Here is a 20,430-nt window from a genome sequence, read left to right as displayed (position 1 = left end):
GACATTATGATATAATAATGAGGTTAATGATAAATAAGGAGTAAAATTAATAATGAAAAAACGTCTATTTACAACAGGTTTAGTGACCTTGTTTTCAGTTGTTACATTGGCAGCTTGTTCAACAAGTAAAGGTGTTGATGATAAATTAGCAACAATGAAGGGTGATACTATCACATTATCTGATTTTTATAATGAAGTTAAATCTTCAAGTGCTGCACAACAAACAATGGTTACTTTGATTTTAGAACGTGTTTTTGAAGATCAATATGGTGATAAAGTTTCTGAAAAAGAAGTTACAGATACTTATAATGAAAATGCTAAACAGTACGGCGATCAGTTTGAACAAGCTCTTGCTCAAGCAGGTACTACAGCTGAACAATATAAGAAAACCATTCGTTTAGAAAAATTACTTAAATATGCTATTAATAAAGCAGCTGAAAAAGAATTAAATGATGATACTTATAAAATGGCCTATGAAACATACACCCCTGAAACAACTGCTCAGGTCATTGTTCTTGATTCAGAAGAAACTGCTAATGCTACTTTAGAAGAAGTAAAAGCAGAAGGCGCAGATTTTTCTAAAATTGCTCAAGAAAAATCAATGGATAAAGACAACATTGAGGTTACCTTTGATTCTGCTGACAATAAGGTCTTGCCAGATGTTATGAAAACAGCTTTTGCTCTTGATGTTAATAGTATTTCTGGAGTAGTTCCAATCGTTGATACATCAACTTATAGAACTAATTACTATATTATTAAAACAACAAAAAAAGTTGAAAAAGATGCTGATTGGAAAACATATAAAAAACGTTTGAAAGAAATGTTTCTTTCTCAAAAAGAGAGTGACCCTACTTTTAGGAATGTTGTGATTTCTGAAGCTCTTGATAAGGCTAATGTTAAAATTACTGATGATGCATTTGCAAATGTTCTATCCCAATTTACTCCAATAGATGCTAATCAAGCTGATAACAGTAAAGAATCTGATGATAAAAAAACAGACGATAAATAATGATTTTAATTGACGAAAGTCTTTAAAGAACGTATAATAATTTTGTTAAGAATTATTTTTAATCGGTTTGACTTAGAAAACTGGCGGTTGATGCAAGCCATTCAAACTCTAAAAATATGCTACTTAATAGAAAATTAAATATTTAATTATGAAGAATGACAAGTTCATTGAATGAAGGTGGTACCGCGGTTTTCGCCCTTCTTTAGTGGACTTGTTTTTTTAAGAGAATAGTTATGACGAAAATATTTCAAATCAAACAAAAAATGTGGTCACTTGGTGGAAAATTTTTCATCAAAGATATCGAGAATAACTCTCATTATGAAGTTAGGGGTAGTTTTCTGGAAATTCCAAAACGTTATACCATCTTTGATATGAATGGTAATATCATCAGTCATATTACTAAACGACTTTGGTCATTTCTACCAAAATTTGATGTAGAACTTTCTGATGGCAGACATTTTATTATCATCAAAGAATGGTCTTTCTTTAAACCAAAGTATCGTATTGAGAACTTGGGAATGGTCGTTAAGGGTGATTTTTGGTCTATGAATTTTAGCCTATATTTACATGGCAAATTAGTAGCTATTATTTCAGAGAAATGGTTTAAATTAACGTCAACTTACAATGTGAAAGTTTTTGATGAAAACTATAGTGATTTAGTTATTTCTCTTGTCATTGCGATAGATAGAGTAAAAGAAGAAACGGCAGCAAGTTCTGCTTCTTCAAATAGATAAATACGAAAAAGAAAAGGAAAATATAAAATGAAAAAAATGACCAGTGCAGAGATTAGACAGATGTTTTTAGACTACTTCAAATCAAAAGGACATTCTGTTGAACCTTCAGCTAATCTTGTACCTGTTAATGATCCCACACTGTTATGGATTAACTCAGGTGTTGCCACCTTAAAAAAATATTTTGATGGTTCAGTGATTCCTGAAAACCCAAGAATTACCAATGCTCAAAAATCAATTAGAACAAATGATATTGAAAATGTTGGTAAAACAGCTAGGCATCATACCATGTTTGAAATGCTTGGTAATTTCTCAATTGGAGATTATTTCAGAGATGAAGCGATTGCTTTTGCTTATGAATTATTAACCAGTGATGAATGGTTTGCTTTTCCAAAAGAAAAGCTCTATATGACTTATTATCCAGCTGACAAAGATTCATACAATCGTTGGATAGAGTTAGGGGTTGAGCCAAGCCATTTGATTCCTTTGGAGGAGAACTTTTGGGAAATTGGTGCAGGTCCTTCAGGTCCTGATACTGAAATTTTCTTCGATCGAGGTGAAGCCTTTGATCCAGAAAATATTGGTATTCGCTTACTTGAAGAAGATATTGAAAATGACCGCTATATTGAAATTTGGAATATTGTTTTATCACAATTCAATGCTGATCCTAGTGTCCCAAGAAGTGAGTATAAAGAATTACCAAATAAAAATATTGATACGGGCATGGGACTTGAGCGTATGGTTGCAATCATTCAAGGGGCTAAGACTAATTTTGAAACCGATCTTTTTATGCCTATTATTCAAGAATTAGAAAAACTTTCTGGAAAATCCTATGATGCAAATGCTAATAACATGAGTTTTAAAGTTATTGCTGATCATATTCGTTCGCTTGCTTTTGCAATAGGTGATGGTGCACTTCCTGGAAATGAAGGACGAGGCTATGTTTTACGTCGTCTTCTTCGCCGAGCGGTTATGCATGGACGTCGTTTAGGTATTAAAGAATCATTTCTATATCGTTTGGTTGTTATTGTTGGTCAAATCATGGAAAGCTATTATCCAGAAGTTCTTGAAAAACATGGTTTTATTGAAAAAATCATTAAACGTGAAGAGGAGACTTTTGCAAGGACTATTGATTCTGGTTCTATTCATCTTGAACAATTATTGGCGTCACTAAAAAAAGAAGGACAAACTATACTACAAGGAAAAGATATCTTTAAACTTTATGATACTTATGGTTTTCCTGTAGAATTGACAGAAGAATTAGCTGAAGATGAAGGTTTTACCATTGACCACGAGGGTTTTAAAGTGGCCATGAAAGTACAACAAGAACGCGCACGTGCTAATGTTGTTAAAGGCGGTTCAATGGGCATGCAAAATGAAACCTTAGCGAATATCACTGAGCCATCACGTTTTATTTATGACATTGAAGCTTTAGAAAGTACCTTGTCAGCCATTGTTACAAATGATGAACGTGTTTCAGAGGTTTGTGAAAATGAAGCACTCTTGGTTTTTGAAAAAACACCATTTTATGCTGAAAAAGGTGGACAAGTTGCTGACCATGGTGTCATTAAATCACTTGCTGGTGATGTGCTTGCTAAAGTAGTTGATGTTCAATCAGCGCCAAATGGACAATCTCTTCATAAGGTAGAGGTTTTAGGACTCCTTGAAGAAGGACAAACTTATTATCTAGAAATTGACAATGACCGGCGTTACCGTGTCATGAAAAACCATACGGCAACGCATCTACTTCATGCTGCACTTCATCATATTGTTGGTGATCATGCAGTTCAAGCAGGTTCATTAAATGAAGTAGCTTTCTTACGATTTGATTTTACTCACTTTGAAGCTTTGACGAATCAAGAACTTCGTCAAATTGAAGAAGAGATAAACCGTAAAATTTGGGAAGCCATTCCAATCAATACAATAGAAACTGATATTGATACTGCAAAAAAAATGGGTGCTCTGGCTCTGTTTGGTGAAAAATATGGTAAGGTTGTTCGTGTTGTTTCCATTAGTGATTATTCAGTTGAACTGTGTGGTGGAACACATCTGGAAAACACTTCTGAAATTGGAATGTTTAAAATCATTAAAGAAGAAGGGATTGGTTCAGGAACTCGTCGTATCATTGCTGTGACAAGTAAAGAAGCTTATCTTGCCTATCGTGACCAAGAAGATTCTCTTAAAGAAATTGCTAAAACCATTAAAGTTCCTCAATTAAAAGAAGTGTCAAATAAAGTGGCAAGTCTTCAAGAACAATTACGTGAATTGCAAAAAGAAAATACCATCTTAAAAGAAAAAGTTGCCTCTGCAGCAGCAACAGAAATCTTTAGTAATCCTCAAGAGATTAAGGGGATTCGTTTAATTGCCAAAAAAGTTGATATTTCTGATGCTGGTATTCTTAGAACCTATGCTGACCAATGGAAACAAAAAGATCATTCAGATGTACTCATTTTGGTAGCTGCAGTTGGTGAAAAAGTAAACCTTCTTGTAGCAAGCAAAACAAAAGAAATTCATTCTGGAAATCTTGTTAAAGCATTAGCGCCAATTATTTCTGGTCGTGGTGGTGGAAAACCTGATATGGCTATGGCTGGTGGTTCTGATGTTTCTGCGATTTCAAAACTACTTAATACTGTTCAAAATTATTTGTAATGAAAAATTGGTTAACTATTATGATTCTTATTAAAATTTTCATTGCTTTTCTTACCTTAAATTGACAACCATTATAAGAATTCTGACATTAATTTAATTCCATTTTTATTATCAATACCCTTTCTTCCTATCTGGAGATATGATTATTTGTTATTTAATACATTAATTGGAATTATTGGTGCAATTGATTATTAAAATTTTTTAAGAAACATAATGCTATTTCTAAATAGTCTAAATAATTTTAGGAAATATGAAATGAAAAACTGGTTATCAATTTAACCAGTTTTTATTAGTGAAAATCTAAAAAATTTGAAAATTCATTTTCAATTCATTTAAGAATTCTATAATAAAAGTGTAAATAAAAATAACTTTTTAAAATAGAAAGAGGTAACAAAAATGAAACAACTGACAAAAAAATGGGTAATAATTGGAATTTTTTCTATTCTCATTATAGCAGCTGGAGGTTATGTCATTGCTAATGAATTATTTGATAGAGAGTCTCAAATAGAAGAGAAAGTGGAGACGATTTTTGATAATGTTTCTGAAGATCGAATTGAAAATCAAAATGACTCACCAGTCGTTGATCAACCAACACAAACAATGACTATTAAGGTTGATTTTAACAAAGCTATGAAAACAGCTTTAGCACATGCTAAAGCCGGATTTGTAACAGATATTGAATTAGATTTTGAAAATAATCAACCTCATTATGATATTGAGGTAACAGAAAATAATACGCAAAAATCTTATATGATTGATGCAACAACTGGGCAAATCATTTCAAGTTGGGTTGAACATGAGGATGATTACCCATTGACTGAACCAAAACAATCTATGGCAAATATTATCAGTTTAATTGAAAACAAGTATAAAGGTGCACAATTGAAAAGCATTTCTTTAGATTCTGATTTTCCAAATCAATTGGTTTATGATGTTACTATTATCGCTGATAATTTTGAAAAAGAAATTATAATAAATGCTAACGACATTTCTATTATTTCTGAAAGAGTGGATGATTAGAAATCAATTTTTAGATCTGCAATCAGGTAGCTAAAAGAAGAGGGGAACCCCTCTTCTTTATATCATACAAACTTCTTGTGTTATAATAGGTAAGAAAGGGATTGCAAAATGAAAATTTTAATTGTTGAAGATGAGATTGATTTAAACAAAAGTATCGCCAAATTATTAAAAACTCAACACTACACAACTGATTGTGCCTTTAATGGTCAAGAAGCTCTTGATTATGTAGCTGTTAGTGATTATGATGTCATTATATTAGATGTCATGATGCCTCAAATGGACGGCTTTGAATTTCTTAAAAGGCTAAGAAGCACTGGAAATCAAGTTCCAGTTTTGATGCTTACTGCCAAGGATGCTATTGAAGATAGGGTGTTTGGTCTTGATTTGGGAGCAGATGATTATCTTACAAAACCTTTTGTATTTGATGAATTGATGGCTCGAATTAGAGCGATGATGAGACGGGGAAATCGAAATGTTCTTTCTAATATTATTAGCATTCATAATATTGAGATTGATTTGTCATTAAAACAAGTCAGAAAGAATAAGGAATTGATTAATCTAACTAGTAAGGAATATAAAGTGTTGGTGTATTTAGCACGCCATCGTAATCAAGTGCTTTCGAGAGAACAAATTCGCGAACACGTTTGGAATCTAGATTATGTCGGAGAATCAAATATAATCGATGTTTTAATTAAAAATCTTAGGCGAAAGCTAGACACTAATCAAAAACAATCGATTATTCTAACGAGGCGAGGGCTTGGTTATGTCATTCCCGAATAAAGAGATTTTCTCAGGAAAAAAAAGTATTATTAAGAAAATAACACTTTGGTATAGTTTTTTTATCTTTGGTATATTAATAACAGTATTTGTAGCCTCATTTTTTATTTCTAGTAATATATCAGAAATATCAGGTCAAAAAGAATTGCAGTCAAGTGCACTAGAAATGATTGATGAATTCGATGATGATTTTGATGATTTTGAGTCTTTTGATGACGGTATCTATTATGTCATATATGATGGTAGTGGTCAGGTTTTAAAGGGGAGTTATCCACAGAATTTTGACATCAATTCACCATTAAATGTTGGACAAATTACTGATGTGAAAGCTAATGGTCGAACCTTTCAATATTACGATTTTGCTATTCCAAATAGTAGGAACTGGTTAAGAGCTATTCGTATCAAACACCAGATGGATGAAGAGTTAAAAACCTTACTTTTAACTGTCATCATTGTATTACCCACGATGATGTTGATCGTTATTTTAGGAGGCTACTTGATTCTTAAAAATTCTTTCAAACCAATTGAAGAAATTACTCAAACTGCTCAAGAAATAACAACTAAAAAAGATTACAGTAAACGCATTGCTATTTCTGATAGAAAAGATGAGATAACTACGCTAGCTCAAGTGATAAACACTATGCTAGACTCTATTGAGAATTCTTTTAAACGAGAAAAACAATTTAATAATGATGTCTCGCATGAATTGAGAACACCTGTAACAGTCATTCTTTCAGAGAGTGAGTATGGTAAAAATTACGCTGAAAATTTATCAGATGCTAAAGAATCATTTGATGTCATCCATAGACAATCACAATTAATGAAACAATTGGTTGAGCAAATTTTAGAATTAACCAGAGCAGAAAATAAGACACAACTGACAATGGAAACCATTGATTTCTCTCAATTTGTTAGACAGTTTGTCGAAGACAGTAAAAGGTTATTTAGTGAACAATCAATTTTTTTAAATGTACAAATTGAAGAAGGCATAAGTTTGGTTGGTGATCCTATTTTGTTAAGACGCTTGATTGACAATCTAATTTCAAATGCTCTCAAATTTACGAAAGATACAATTCATATCAATTTATCTCAAACAAAAAATAATGTTGTTTTTAGTATTAAAGACAATGGAAAAGGGATCACTAAACATGAGTTGGAAAAAATATGGCATCGTTTCTATCGAATTGATAGCTCAAGACACACAAAAGGTGTAGGACTTGGTTTGTCACTTGTTAAAGAAATAGCAGATCTTCATAAAGCTCAAGTTAGTGTGGATTCAAAAATAAATCAAGGTAGTGACTTTAGAGTCATTTTTAAAAAGAACTAGTGTTATACTTAAATGATTTATGACAATAAAGTAGTCAGTACAAAAAGTCTGACTATTTTTTATGATACAATAATGTTATGATAAGGGTTATGAAATAGTGATTGAATTCAATTTTAAAAGACACAACGTTACTATTTATTGAATTTTTTAATAAAGTAATAAACTAAATAAAAGGACATACCTCTTTATTATCTTACAAATGTTAGCTGATTTTCTTGTTGGTTTATCGTCTATATAAAAGTTTTTAAATGATGTCATGTTCTTAAAAAGAGTTTATGAATGGAGTGAGACAGTATGAAACATTTGAAGAAACGACCTTTTGTCACTTATAGCATTTTATGGTTTCTGGGTTTTGCTTTACTAGCTATTGCTTCAATACTAATTGCTATAACCCTTCCCATGCCGTCAGCTGATGCTAGTGGTGTCGTTCTATGGGCGCAAAAACACCGAGTTATTTTACAGTTGGCAGATGAATTATTAGTGTTTAGTGCACCAATATTATTATCAGCAGTTCTATTGTTACATCGTAAAATAAATAAACAAATGCCTCTTCAATCATCGATTATGCTTGCTTTGTTTATCGTTTTAACAATTGGAATTATCTACACTGTATTTGCTCTTGGCAGATTGGTCTATCCTGTTAATGGTTTATCACTAACACATGATATCGCCCTACTTTCAGCAAGTCAATTATTTGCTGGATTACACTTGGTTTCACTGGCATTAGTACCATGTGTCATAACCATTGCTTTTTTAAGTCGTTCAAAAATAGTTGGTTTAGTGACTGTCATTACTGCATTGTTACAGATTATTGGAACCTATTATGCAGAAGCAATTTCAGTACCACTTGCAATTTCAGCAATGTTTGTTCTTTTTGTTTGGTCAACTATAGCTATTGTCGGCTTAAAACGTTATTATATATAGAAGTGTCAACTTATTAAAAAAATCAATCAGTCAAAAAATTTGATTGCTTTTTGTGATATAAAAAATAATGTTCTCAAGCAAAAAGTAATACAATTTAACGTATTAAAAGCTTGAAACCAGTAATTTTCAAGAATTTTTTCTTTTCTTATAGGAAAAGTTAATATCAAAGTGCTCTTAATTGTTTATGCGACATTTGTAAAATAGTAAACGTTAAAAAGTAATAATCAATAAACTCATTATGGTATAATCATTTTAGTGAATGACTCAACTATTTAGGAGTAGAAAGGGCAATTTTTGTATTTTATCAAATGATTTGTAGGAGAGAATTTTTTGAAAAATTTTTATTGACCATTATCCAATTCACAAGGATGAACGTATGGATAGACCCTATATTAGTTTCAATAGGATAGTTGAGGTAACTATTTTAAATGAATACAAAGAGAAGTTTGGTGAATATGTCTATTATGGCTATGGTTTTCCTATAAGGACTTGGCAGATGATAGGAGCTTCTTAAATTTGTAACAAAAACGGATTATCCATTAGTAGCAATTCATGGTGCCTTGACGTTAGACGATTCTATTGACTGGTATGCTATTAAAGAAAATAATCTTTATGTCTCTAGATTTTATTGGAAACAAGGTGTCCAAGAAAGGATAGCACTGCTTGGAGATGACTTCTATGTCTGGTCTGAAGGATACCAGCTAATCGAAGATGGTCTCTTTGATGAAGATCTTTCTTATGACATTTCCTAAAGGAGAATCAAGTACCTTGGATTTCGTGGGCGGACGAATTAAATTTACCGAGATTTTTAAAAGTATAGTCAGGAGAAAGTTATGTGGACAAAAAGGTGTGCTTATATAACAGAGTCGAAACAGTTACAAGATTATTTGAAAAAACAATATGGTTTTCATGATTTTATTATTGGCTCATTTTCTTTTGATAGTCAAATGAATACATTAGATTTGACTATTGAGGAAGACTACACCTTATCCGATGTTTCAAATGCACCAGCTTTGGTTTGGAATTTGTCCTGTCAGGGGGTGAGCCATTTTGTGGCAGAAAGTATGGATGGTTTGTCTAAGTGGTGGCTCAGTGAATTGCTATTTGATGGTGAAATTTTTCAAGTGCAATTGGTCAATGGCTACTTCTCATTTAAAGCAACCTCTTTTTCCTTTGGGATTCCTCATAAAACTGCTACTGACTTTGGCATAAAGATTTCACGAATTCAGCTTGATTATCTCTTACAAGAAATAAAAGCAAGAAAAATTGTGAATGAGATTACTTTTGCTTTTGAGAGTGACAGTGATGACTTGCTTAGATTTATTGGTGTTTCTGACGATGTGGAAGGGTTTTATTGGTTGGGACTGTCTGATAGTCCAAATAGTAAACAATTTAAAGAAGTTGACGAGCTCTTTAACGCTAAGATTTATGATGGAAAATCGTTGAAGGAGCGATGGTCTGAGGTAATTATTTATGGGATTGCAGATCAATCACTTGATGATTGGTTGACTTTTTCTAAGCATTCGGTCGATCCGAATGTCTTCGAATTAGAAGAAGATGGTACTCTATTTATTAATGGCGTTGAACTTGATGGCTTCATTGATGAAGATAGTTATTGTAAGATTTGTGCTGCAAACCAGTGTTATTTGTATGATTACGATGAGTATTTTTGTCCTTTTTGCAACTATTGGTTGCACGAAGATTGTTGGGACAAAGAAAACATCCACTATTTCAAAAAACGTCCTTTGGAGCCTGCTTTGCTATGGAAACCTAACAAGAAAGTAAGTTTTTGTCAGGTTGTTTATCATCAGAATGGTAAGCCTTATACCTATTACTGCCCCGATGAGTCAATCAGTGAAGGTGATTGGGTTTCTGTGCCAGTTGGAAAACAGAATCTTAAAAAAGAAGCTCAAGTCATTAAAGTGTTTCAAAGTCAAGCAAATATACCACCATTTCCTTTAAACAAAATAAAAGCTGTTTCTAAAAAATTGCCTAGCATAACACAAGAAGTGGAAGAAATAGTTAATGAATTAAGTAAAAACGGTTTGATTTGCGATTTATCGAAAGAAAAATTGCCTGCAGATTCTTCTGTTGCGTATGATTTATTAAAAACGCCAGTCGGACATTTCTGGTTAGAATTAAATCACCAACCAATTAAAATGTTTATTGAGACAGAGTATCCTACTGATGCAAGCAAGTATTTTGTTGAAGGTTCTTATTTTATTAAACCCAACCAGACAGATTTTCAATATTTTAAGCAACTTTGTCTTTGTACCGACATAGACTTTAGAAGTGCAAGAATGATTGATAATTTAAACGGAGAACATCAGGATGGTTATAATTGGCAAGTGAAGGAATACGATATTGGTCTAGTTTCTCATCCATACTCCTATTTGGAAGATGAGGTCTCTGAGACATCAGTTGGGCTACCACTCTATGTTGAATGGTATGAAAGTTATAAGCATCTCTATGGTTTTTCGATCGCCTGGAAGTACTATATTTCAGATGAAGATTTATCGGTTTATTATAATGTATAAATTTGATTTGACCTATCATATTGTATAGGTCTTTTTTATATATCCTTAGTAATTTCTGCACAACTTGATATAATTATATTGTAGATTTCTAGAAAGGTCAGCTTAAATGAAAAAATTATTACTATAGAAGTAACTGTTCACTCTAATAAAGCAGAAAGACTCAAATTCATAAAACGAAGGGTAGCAGGTCAGGCTAGATTTCCCACCAATCATAAGGAGCAGGTGACCAGTTATGATGCCCAAATGAGGTACTTTATGGAATTTCTAGTCGTCTTGATTGGGAATTTGTCAAGATGTTGTCTTTTCAGGATCATACTATTATTATGTGAGGAAAGAAGGATGGAGAATTAATTTTATGGAAGAAAATCCTTATCCTAGTTTGGAAGAGATTGGTTCAATCTTATCAGATACTCGATTACTTGAAAAAATTGGTTTTAGTAATTTTGATGATTTAGTGCCTTTTTATAAGAAGGGGTGTTTTAGATTACCTACCTTTGTTAATTTAGAAGATGATATTCTTAATGGTCAGATATTTAAGAAGGATGAATTTGCAAAGAATTTAGTTACAGGAAACCTATCATCTGGAGGTAGTGCTTTACTGTTACTTGATACTTTAAAAGGCATTGAGGTTTAAAGGAGAAGTAGGTCCTCTAAATACCCAAAATCAATTTTAACACAGGGCATGTTATTGGTTATCAATTAGTACATAATATGAAAGACTTTAATTCAAAACCTAGTAATCTTAACAATATATTTCCTCAATCAAAATGGTCTAATAAGACAGTATTTAGCCCTCAAGACAACAATGGGTGGATTTTTCGCTAACAGAGAATTTGATTTCGAATGCACTAAAATCCAAAAAAAATAGAGATGGGCATTTACGTATTTACTATAATGTTGTTCCCTTATACCTGGGAGAGGAGGAAGTTCCAAGAGCGATGCTTCAACAAGCTATATCCAATGATCCTGATACTTTCGAAGATTTAATACGTTTAGTTCCAAATATTGACGTATCTCATAAAATAAATTACTCTAGGTGGGATCATAAAGATAATTTATTGAAAGCTTAATACTTTTCTTTCATCTGTGTTATAATGAAATCAATAAGTTCAAAGGAGATGATTTTCCCCTTTTTGACTCTTTGTACCCTAGAAAGGAAAATTCACAAATTGTATTATAAGTATCTTCTCTTCGATTTAGACCACACCCTGTTTGATTTTGAATTGGCTGAAGAAAAAGCTTTGACCTTACTATTAAAAGAAGCTAATGTCTCTGAAATTTCTTCTTATATAGCTTATTATAAACCGATGAATAAGGCAATGTGGGAGTCTTTATCAAAAAAAGAAATCACAAAAGAAGTTTTGGTTAAAACACGTTTTGCCAATTTATTTGCTTATTTTAATCGTATAGAAGATGGTCTTTTCTGGGCAAGACGTTATGAGTACTATCTTGGTCAACAAGGCGATGTTTATCCTTTTGTGCCAAGTTTATTAGAGAGACTAAGCAAAGAAAATTTTCAACTTTATGCAGTGACTAATGGCATTACCACCATTCAAGAAAATCGACTCAATCATTCACCGATTAGTCATTATTTTAAACAGGTATTTATTTCAGACAAAATCGGTCATCATAAGCCTGATATTGCTTTTTTTAACTATGTAGAAGGAGCTATTGAAGAATTTAAAGCTCATGAGGCTCTTGTGATTGGGGATAATCTTTTAGCCGACATTAAAGGAGGTATAGAAGCAGGCATTGATACTGTTTGGTATAACCCTGATAATAAAGTAAACACACTAGAGATTAAACCAACTTTTGAAATTAAAAACATGAAAGAATTGCTAAGTGTGGTTTTAAATATTGAATAAACCATAGTCTATTTGGGAGCATTTGCTCCTTTTTTGTTATAATAAAATTATGAATGAACGTATTAAACACAAATTAGAATTATTGCCCGATAATCCGGGTTGTTATCTTCATAAGAATAAAAATGGTCAGATTATTTATGTCGGTAAAGCTAAAAATCTTCGTAATCGTGTCCGTTCTTATTTTAGAGGAAGTCATGACACCAAGACAGAAATGCTTGTTTCTGAGATAGATGATTTTGAGTTTATTGTCACTAATTCAAACACGGAAGCCCTCCTACTTGAAATTAATCTCATTCAAGAAAACAAGCCCAAATATAATATTCGCTTGAGGGATGATAAATCGTATCCTTTTATCAAGATAACTAACGAAGATTATCCTAGAATTATTATAACTCGCCAAGTGAAAAAAGATGGGGGTCGCTATTTTGGTCCCTATCCAGATTCAGGAGCAGCTAACGATATAAAAAAAATGTTGGATCGGATTTTCCCTTTCAAAAAATGTAGTAATCCACCAGCAAAAATATGTTTTTATTATCACTTAGGACAGTGTATGGCTCATACCATTTGTCGTGTTGATAAGGCATTTTTTATGGCTATGGCAAATGATGTTAAACATTTTCTCAATGGAAAAGATGATAAGATTGTCAATCAAATTAAAGAAAAAATGCAATCAGCTGCTAAGACATTAGAATTTGAAAGAGCAGCGGAGTATCGTAATCTTATTCAAGCAATTGCCACACTAAGAACCAAGCAACGAATTATGCACCAAGATATGCTTGATCGTGATATCTTTGCTTATGCAATTGATAAGGGGTGGATGTGTGTACAAGTTTTCTTTGTAAGACAAGGGAAATTGATTGAAAGAGATGTCAATCTATTTCCTTACTACAATGAACCTGAGGATGATTTCTTAACCTATATCGGTCAATTCTATCAAGAAAATAAGCATCTAGTACCCAAAGAAATTTTTATTCCTCAAAATATTGATGAAACAATGGTTTCAGCCCTGGTTTCAAGTAAGGTGGTTAAACCACTACGAGGGGAAAAAAAGCAGTTGGTTAATTTGGCAACAAAAAATGCTGAGATGAATCTCCAACAAAAATTTGACCTTTTAGAAAAAGATATAAAAAAAACAAAAGGGTCGATTGAAAATCTTGGGAAAAAATTAAACATTGCTACTCCTCATCATATTGAAGCTTTTGATAACTCGAATATTATGGGAACGAGTCCTGTTTCAGCGATGGTGGTTTTTATTGATGGTAAGCCAAGCAAAAAAGACTATCGTAAGTACAAGATTAAAACAGTCAATGGGCCAGATGATTATGCTTCAATGAAAGAAGTGATTAAAAGACGATACAGTCGTTTAAAAAATGAAGGACTAGCTCAACCTGATTTAATTATTGTTGATGGAGGACAAGGGCAAATGACCGTTGCTAAGGAGGTGCTAAAGGAACTTGAATTAACGATTCCAGTTGCTGGTCTCAAAAAAAATGATAAGCATCAAACCCATGAATTACTATTTGGTGATCCCTTACAAGTAATAAATCTAAAGCGAAATTCTAAAGAGTTTTTTCTTCTTCATCGCCTTCAAGATGAAGTTCACCGATTTGCTATAACCTTTCATAGGCAAGTTCGTAGTAAGAATTCCTTTTCTTCAAAATTAGATGGTATCGTAGGACTTGGCCCCAAAAGAAAACAAAAACTACTTAAAACTTTTAAAAGTATGACCAAGATAAAAGAAGCTAGTATTGAAGAGATTGTCATGCTTGGTATCCCTAAAAAGGTAGCAAAAATGCTTTTGGAAGAATTACAAAAAGAAGACATTCCAAAATAATTGGATTAATAGGGATTATCTTCAGTAATTCATTAAATATAATTTTGTCAATTACTGAAATCCTTTGTAAAAAATGATAAAATATTATTATTAACATCATTAGAAAGGAAGAACATGAAATTCCTAGAATTGAACAAAAAGCGTCACGCCATTCGCTCTTTCAACGACAAATTTGTTGATTTAGGTGATGTGAGAACAGCTATTGAGATTGCCACTTTGGCACCAAGTGCTTTTAATATTCAACCATGGAAATTTGTTATTGTAAAAGAAAAGAAAAATGAACTTGCAGATATTATGCTTGGTCGTAATGTCAAACAAATTAATGAAGCACAGTGTGCCATTGTCATTTTTAGTGATACTGACCTTTTTAAACGTGCTAGAAAGATTGCTCGTTTTGCTGTCAACAAAATTTCTGATGAGCAACTGAGCAATTACGTTACTGTCTATCCAAAAATACTTGAAAAATATGATCAAAAAACAAAAGGAGAATTTCTATCCTTTAATATTGGTCTAGTGACGATGAACCTTGCCTTAGCCTTAACCGACCAAGGAATTGGTTCAAATATTTTAATGGGATTTGACAAATCAAAAGCTAATGAAGTTTTGGGAATTGATCCAAGATTTAGACCTGAAATTGTCTTAAGTGTTGGCTATTGCGATGAAAAACTAGAAGCTAATTTCCGTATACCTGTAGATGAATTAATTGAAAAAAGATAAGGAGACATAATGACTGTAGATTTTAAACAAGAAGTAGCAAAACGTCGTGATAGTATGATGAAAGATTTAATCGACTTACTAAGAATTAAGTCTGAGCGTGAGGATGATAAAGCAGATACCTCTCATCCTTTTGGACCAGGCCCTGTTAATGCACTTAACCATTTTTTAGAAATGGCTGAGCGTGACGGTTATACCACTAAAAATATTGACAATTATGCGGGTCAATTTGAATATGGTGAAGGTGATGAAGTTTTAGGTATTTTTGCCCATCTAGATGTTGTGCCAGCAGGGAGTGACTGGGAAACAGATCCCTATAATCCAGTTATTAAAGATGGTAAACTCTATGCGCGTGGCTCATCTGATGATAAAGGCCCTACAATGGCGTGTTACTATGGTCTAAAAATAATTAAAGACTTGGCTCTTCCGGTCTCTAAAAAAGTTCGTTTTATCGTTGGAACTGATGAAGAGTCTGGCTGGGGAGATATGGATTATTATTTCAAACATAATGACCAAAAATTACCTGACTTTGGTTTTTCTCCAGATGCTGAATTTCCAATCATCAACGGTGAAAAAGGAAATATCACAGAATACCTCCATTTTTCTGGCAAGAATTCAGGAAATCTTATTCTCCATAGCTTTAAAGGTGGGCTGCGCGAAAATATGGTTCCTGAATCTGCTACAGCTGCTATTTCAGGTAACTTGACACTTATTGAGACAAAATCTGCTTTTGACAAATATGTGGCAGAAAATCCTGAAATTTCTGGAACAGTGACCGAAGAAAACGGTAAAATTTTAATTAGTGTGGTTGGTAAATCTGCTCATGGTATGTCTCCACAAGTAGGAATCAACGGTGCAACATACTTAGCGCGTTTTATTGCTAATTTTGATTTTGACGGCCCTGCAAAAGCCTTTTTGACCTTGATTGATAAAGTTCTTCATAAAGATTACTATGGAGAAAAAGTTGGTATTGCCTATACTGATGAAAAGATGGGTGAATTAACGATGAATGCTGGTGTTTTCAATTTTGATGAAATGTCTAATGATAATACTATTGCTTTAAACATGCGTTATCCTCAAGGTACAACCCCACAAAAGATTAAAGAAACACTTGAGAAGCTTTCTGGAGTTGAAAAGGTGACTATATCAGAACATGGGCATGTACCACACTATGTGCCAATGGATGATCCACTTGTTGCTACCTTGTTAAAAGTTTATGAAAAACATACTGGCTTAAAAGGTGAAGAAAAAATTATTGGTGGTGGTACTTTTGGTCGTCTTCTCAAGCGTGGTGTTGCCTATGGTGCTATGTTTCCTGGCTATGAAAATACTATGCATCAAGCCAATGAATTTACTGATGTAGAGGATTTATACAGAGCAGCTGCTATCTATGCTGAAGCTATTTATGAGCTCATCAAATAAAATACAATAAATAATAGTCTAATTCTTAACTCTTTGCTTTTAATAGAAGCAAAGAGTTTTTTCATTAATTAATGATTGATTATTACTTTGATATCATTAAAGAGGGATGAAAAGTTTTATAATTGATATTATTTTGATAAAAAAATATTTTAATTTTATCAAGAATATTTTATTCATAACTTTTTATTTTTATAACGCAAAACAATCTCTCAATCATAGAAAAGAAAAAATTAATTATATTAAGCAAGAAAAAATAAAGGATTTTTTAAAGTTAGATTATTATTTTTTTTATAATATAGAAAGATACTAGAGGGTTACTTTACTAATAAATATTTCATAAATTTGATTAGATGAAAGGTTTTTTAAAAATTTTAGTAGTGAATAAAATCAATTATAATGATTAATTATTTAACAAAGACTAATTGACAAATACTTTCATAAAGCCTATACTTGTTATGATATTAGTATCTTTGAGCATTTTTAATTTAAGGAGAATATATGTCAAAAGAAAAAAGGAATTTAGAAAGCAAGCAGAGATTTACCATCAAAAAATTCAAAATAGGAGTTGCTTCTGTTTTGATTGGAACAGTTTTTGCTGTTTTTTCTAGTAGCGTACAAGCTGATGATTCAGTTTCATCTTTGGATGATACATTAATACAAATTAGTAATCCGGAAGAAACCGAAAATCTAACTACTGTGGAAATGGCAGACCCGCCTAATACAATCACTATTATAGAATCAAATAAAGAGAAAAATTTAACTAATGATTTAGTAAGGTCAGAAGTTGTAGATAATTTTAGCAACTCTGAAGATATTGTTGCTGAAAATAGTATCATTGATTCACATGTTTTAGAAAAAAGTACTATCATTATTAAAGAAACTGATGTTTCAACTAAGACTGTCCTAAATTCTGAAAATTCCGATACCATAGCTTCAATTGAAAACCAAAAAAATGAACAAGTAATAGGTGATAATCTTAATGATAAGAATGAAAATGTTGCTATTGAAGATAGTCAAGCAATAATAACGTTAAAAGATTCAAAATTATCTCAAAATATTGATAATCAGATTATAGAACCAAAATCTGGAGTGACAAAAGCATTTTCTGTTGAAAAAAGTAAGATTCCTCCTACTTCTAAAATGAATCGTCCTTCAAATGAAGGAAAGGCTATTCCTTATGGTACAAATTTTAGATCTGACACAACTGCTCAGATGGGTGTAACAATACCAAGAGAGAAAAATCTTGACTTAGTTAAGCTAAGTCAACAAATTGTTTGGGTTGATTTTACTGATAATAATGATGTTTCTAATGTAGATGTTATTAACGGTAATAAAGCTCTTAATATTGGATCAGTTTTTCAAAAAGAAATTTCTCCGGGTTTTACTGTCAGAGCAGAAGTCATTGGATTAAAACCTTTTGAATCTACTGATTACTATAAAGAACTTACAGGAGGAGATCCTACAAAAGGTTATGATCCAAACGCTATTAATAGGTATCGTTCAGATAATAGTAATTTGAGTCGTAGAAACCAACCTGCAAGAGTTGTATTAAAAGCTCAAGATCCCAATTGGTCACATTTAAGATTAGCAGGCCTGAGTACAGGAAATAGACTTACGAACTTTGGTGTGGAAGCAGGAGGCTTTAATGTTGGGTTACAATTAAAAGTAACTGCAATTTATAAAGGACAAGAAGTTCCTGCTACTATTCTTATGGTTGATGGTGAAGAAGCCGGGCCTCACGAGACCAACATTTTTACTACAAATGGGTCAGGTTTTGAGGAAATTGCTAATATCAAGCAAAGAGATAGTAATGTTAGATACACTGTGAATTCTGAATCTGGTTTATCTAGTATTTCAAATGCTGGATTCAAGCCAAAATACTGGGCGAATCCTGATCAAGTAACGGGTGGTCTTGGATCAAAAGTTTTTGGAGGGGTTAGAACATCTAAAAACTCTCATAGTGTTCCTATAGTAGCTACTACAGGTGCTACAGAAGTTGGAATGTACATGAATACTTCTGGTGGACAGTCTGTCCAACTTGGATTTTTACTGACTGATGTTGGTGATGCTCCAGCTTCATATGGTTATGTTGCTCATGCGATTAAAAGCACTCCAGGAGAAACTTCTCCATTTCTTGGCTTAGAAAAACCTGATTTTGATGTAGTTCAAACAGATACCCAAGAAACAGGTGATGCGTGGGTTAGAGATGATAACAATGATGTTGAAGATGAAGGGGATAATCAATTATCTGCTGATGGCAATCCATTTGTCATTCATCAAGCTGAAAAACAAGAATACACTCTTTCAATTAAAGCCAATAGAAATGGAAATGATAGAGCTTTTGTTAAAGGGTGGATTGATTTTAATAATAATGGAAGATTTGAAGAAAATGAATCCTCTGAAATGATAGAAGTTACTACTGATGGACCTATTAATCTTATTTTTCAAAATACTCCTCAAGTGATTGATTCAGAAATATCAGCACTTGGAGCTCGTGTTAGGATTGCTTTGAAATTGGAAGAAATTGAATTACCAATTGATTTGGCAACTTCTGGCGAGGTAGAAGATTTTCTAATAAAAACAATTCACCCACCAAAAGGTGAACGAAAAGAAACCTCGGGAAATCAAGGTGAACCACAAACAACTACTATTAATTTCACGGCTTATGGGAAACTAAAGACTGACTTTAACTCAGAAAATGCTATTGATACTATCCAAGCAATTAAAATTGTTGATCCAGATGGAAATCTGGTAACAAGTTACACAAAACAAGAACAAGGAACTTACACTGTTACTCCAGATGGTACGGTTACTTTTACACCTGTTTCAAGTTTTGTAGGAACTGCCGATGGTGTTGTCTTAAGAGCAACAGACAAAAATGGTCAAACAACTGGTTGGACATCAAATACACCGTTGAACGGTTTGGACAACATTAACGAGAATATTAATGGATTTACTACTATGGATGGTGTTTATGTACCAACTGTCATAGCTATTATCCCATCATCTAGATCTTCTGAGACTACTGGAGTACAAGGCCAAGCACAAACATCACCAATTATTTTGACTATTGATGAAAATGATGCTAACCCTGGTCAAACAGTTAATTTTATTCCAGGAGCTAAGACTCCTAAAGCCCAGATTGATAGTTCATCAATCACTTTATTGAATTCTAGTGGGCAAGCTACGAATCAACCCGTTATTGTTTATGATGCATTAAGTAAAAAAATTGGAACTTATTCTTTAGATAAAGCATCAATTTCCGTTGTTTTTACTCCCGAAAAATACTTTATAGGGACAGCTCCAAGTATATCTATACAAGCTACTGATAAGAATGGCACAGCAGTAACTGCAACTTATACTCCAACGGTAGAAATCGTCACCCCAACTGGAGAAAACGCCACATCTTCAGGAAAACAAGGACAAGTTCAAACTGGTCAACCAGTCTTTAGTGCCGGTGACCCACTCGTTCCAATGGATGATGCTGTTGCAGCGACCTTTGAAGACGGTAGTAAAACTAAGACTATTGAAAATGAAGGAAGCTATACTGTTGCAGCAGATGGCACAGTGACCTTCACACCAGTTCCAAGCTTCACAGGCACAGGAAGCGGTGTAACAGTT

At 32.8% G+C, this 20,430-nt stretch carries 16 protein-coding genes; all 16 read left to right on the top strand.

The features are described 5' to 3' along the window. The first annotated feature begins 52 nt into the window (after positions 1–52). The gene (locus A3I1_RS0107115; protein WP_018370592.1) at positions 53–1,009 is read left to right on the top strand and encodes a peptidylprolyl isomerase PrsA; all 957 of its coding nucleotides are present in this window, start codon (positions 53–55) and stop codon (positions 1,007–1,009) included. A gap of 233 nt (positions 1,010–1,242) precedes the next feature. Next, positions 1,243–1,743 (top strand): LURP-one-related/scramblase family protein, encoded by a 501-nt coding sequence (locus tag A3I1_RS08455; protein WP_018370591.1) that lies wholly within the window; start codon positions 1,243–1,245, stop codon positions 1,741–1,743. Between the two features lie 27 nt (positions 1,744–1,770). Beyond that, the gene (alaS, locus tag A3I1_RS0107105; protein WP_018370590.1) at positions 1,771–4,389 is read left to right on the top strand and encodes an alanine--tRNA ligase; all 2,619 of its coding nucleotides are present in this window, start codon (positions 1,771–1,773) and stop codon (positions 4,387–4,389) included. 396 nt (positions 4,390–4,785) lie between these two features. Next, positions 4,786–5,409: a PepSY domain-containing protein gene (locus A3I1_RS08050; RefSeq protein ID WP_018370589.1), complete on the top strand. Its 624-nt coding sequence runs from the start codon at positions 4,786–4,788 to the stop codon at positions 5,407–5,409. A gap of 108 nt (positions 5,410–5,517) precedes the next feature. Continuing rightward, positions 5,518–6,189 carry a response regulator transcription factor gene (locus tag A3I1_RS0107095; RefSeq protein ID WP_018370588.1) on the top strand — a complete coding sequence of 224 codons (672 nt, stop codon included), beginning with the start codon at positions 5,518–5,520 and terminating at the stop codon, positions 6,187–6,189. Continuing rightward, positions 6,173–7,513, top strand: a complete 1,341-nt coding sequence (locus A3I1_RS0107090) for a sensor histidine kinase (RefSeq protein WP_018370587.1) — start codon at positions 6,173–6,175, stop codon at positions 7,511–7,513. Before A3I1_RS0107095 ends, A3I1_RS0107090 begins: the two co-directional genes overlap by 17 nt. Positions 7,514–7,807: 294 nt before the next feature. Then, entirely contained in the window at positions 7,808–8,437 is a 630-nt protein-coding gene (locus tag A3I1_RS0107085) for a hypothetical protein (protein WP_018370586.1), read from the top strand. 376 nt (positions 8,438–8,813) lie between these two features. Continuing rightward, on the top strand, positions 8,814–8,951 hold the full coding sequence (locus tag A3I1_RS08540; RefSeq protein ID WP_018370585.1) for a hypothetical protein: 138 nt from the start codon (positions 8,814–8,816) through the stop codon (positions 8,949–8,951). 46 nt (positions 8,952–8,997) lie between these two features. Beyond that, the gene (locus A3I1_RS08450) at positions 8,998–9,189 is read left to right on the top strand and encodes a hypothetical protein (RefSeq protein WP_026216807.1); all 192 of its coding nucleotides are present in this window, start codon (positions 8,998–9,000) and stop codon (positions 9,187–9,189) included. A gap of 81 nt (positions 9,190–9,270) precedes the next feature. Continuing rightward, entirely contained in the window at positions 9,271–10,974 is a 1,704-nt protein-coding gene (locus A3I1_RS0107070) for a hypothetical protein (protein ID WP_018370584.1), read from the top strand. A gap of 277 nt (positions 10,975–11,251) precedes the next feature. Beyond that, entirely contained in the window at positions 11,252–11,608 is a 357-nt protein-coding gene (locus A3I1_RS0107065) for a hypothetical protein (protein WP_149031816.1), read from the top strand. 535 nt (positions 11,609–12,143) lie between these two features. Then, positions 12,144–12,839, top strand: coding sequence for a YjjG family noncanonical pyrimidine nucleotidase (locus A3I1_RS0107055; RefSeq protein ID WP_018370581.1), 696 nt, complete (start codon positions 12,144–12,146; stop codon positions 12,837–12,839). A 49-nt stretch (positions 12,840–12,888) separates the two neighbouring features. Then, positions 12,889–14,673, top strand: a complete 1,785-nt coding sequence (gene uvrC / locus A3I1_RS0107050) for an excinuclease ABC subunit UvrC (protein ID WP_018370580.1) — start codon at positions 12,889–12,891, stop codon at positions 14,671–14,673. Positions 14,674–14,787: 114 nt separating this feature from the next. Beyond that, the gene (locus A3I1_RS0107045) at positions 14,788–15,390 is read left to right on the top strand and encodes a nitroreductase family protein (RefSeq protein WP_018370579.1); all 603 of its coding nucleotides are present in this window, start codon (positions 14,788–14,790) and stop codon (positions 15,388–15,390) included. 9 nt (positions 15,391–15,399) lie between these two features. Beyond that, a complete protein-coding gene (pepV, locus tag A3I1_RS0107040; protein WP_018370578.1) occupies positions 15,400–16,809 on the top strand; it encodes a dipeptidase PepV in 1,410 nt (469 codons plus the stop codon). Positions 16,810–17,307: 498 nt separating this feature from the next. After that, positions 17,308–20,430 (top strand): YSIRK-type signal peptide-containing protein (locus tag A3I1_RS08045; RefSeq protein WP_018370576.1); only part of this gene is annotated, 3,123 nt, incomplete at its 3' end.

This window comes from Streptococcus marimammalium DSM 18627, assembly GCF_000380045.1.
GTDB lineage: Bacteria > Bacillota > Bacilli > Lactobacillales > Streptococcaceae > Streptococcus > Streptococcus marimammalium.
Note: the sequence above shows the minus strand (reverse complement) of the source record. Positions and strands in the feature narration are given on the sequence as shown.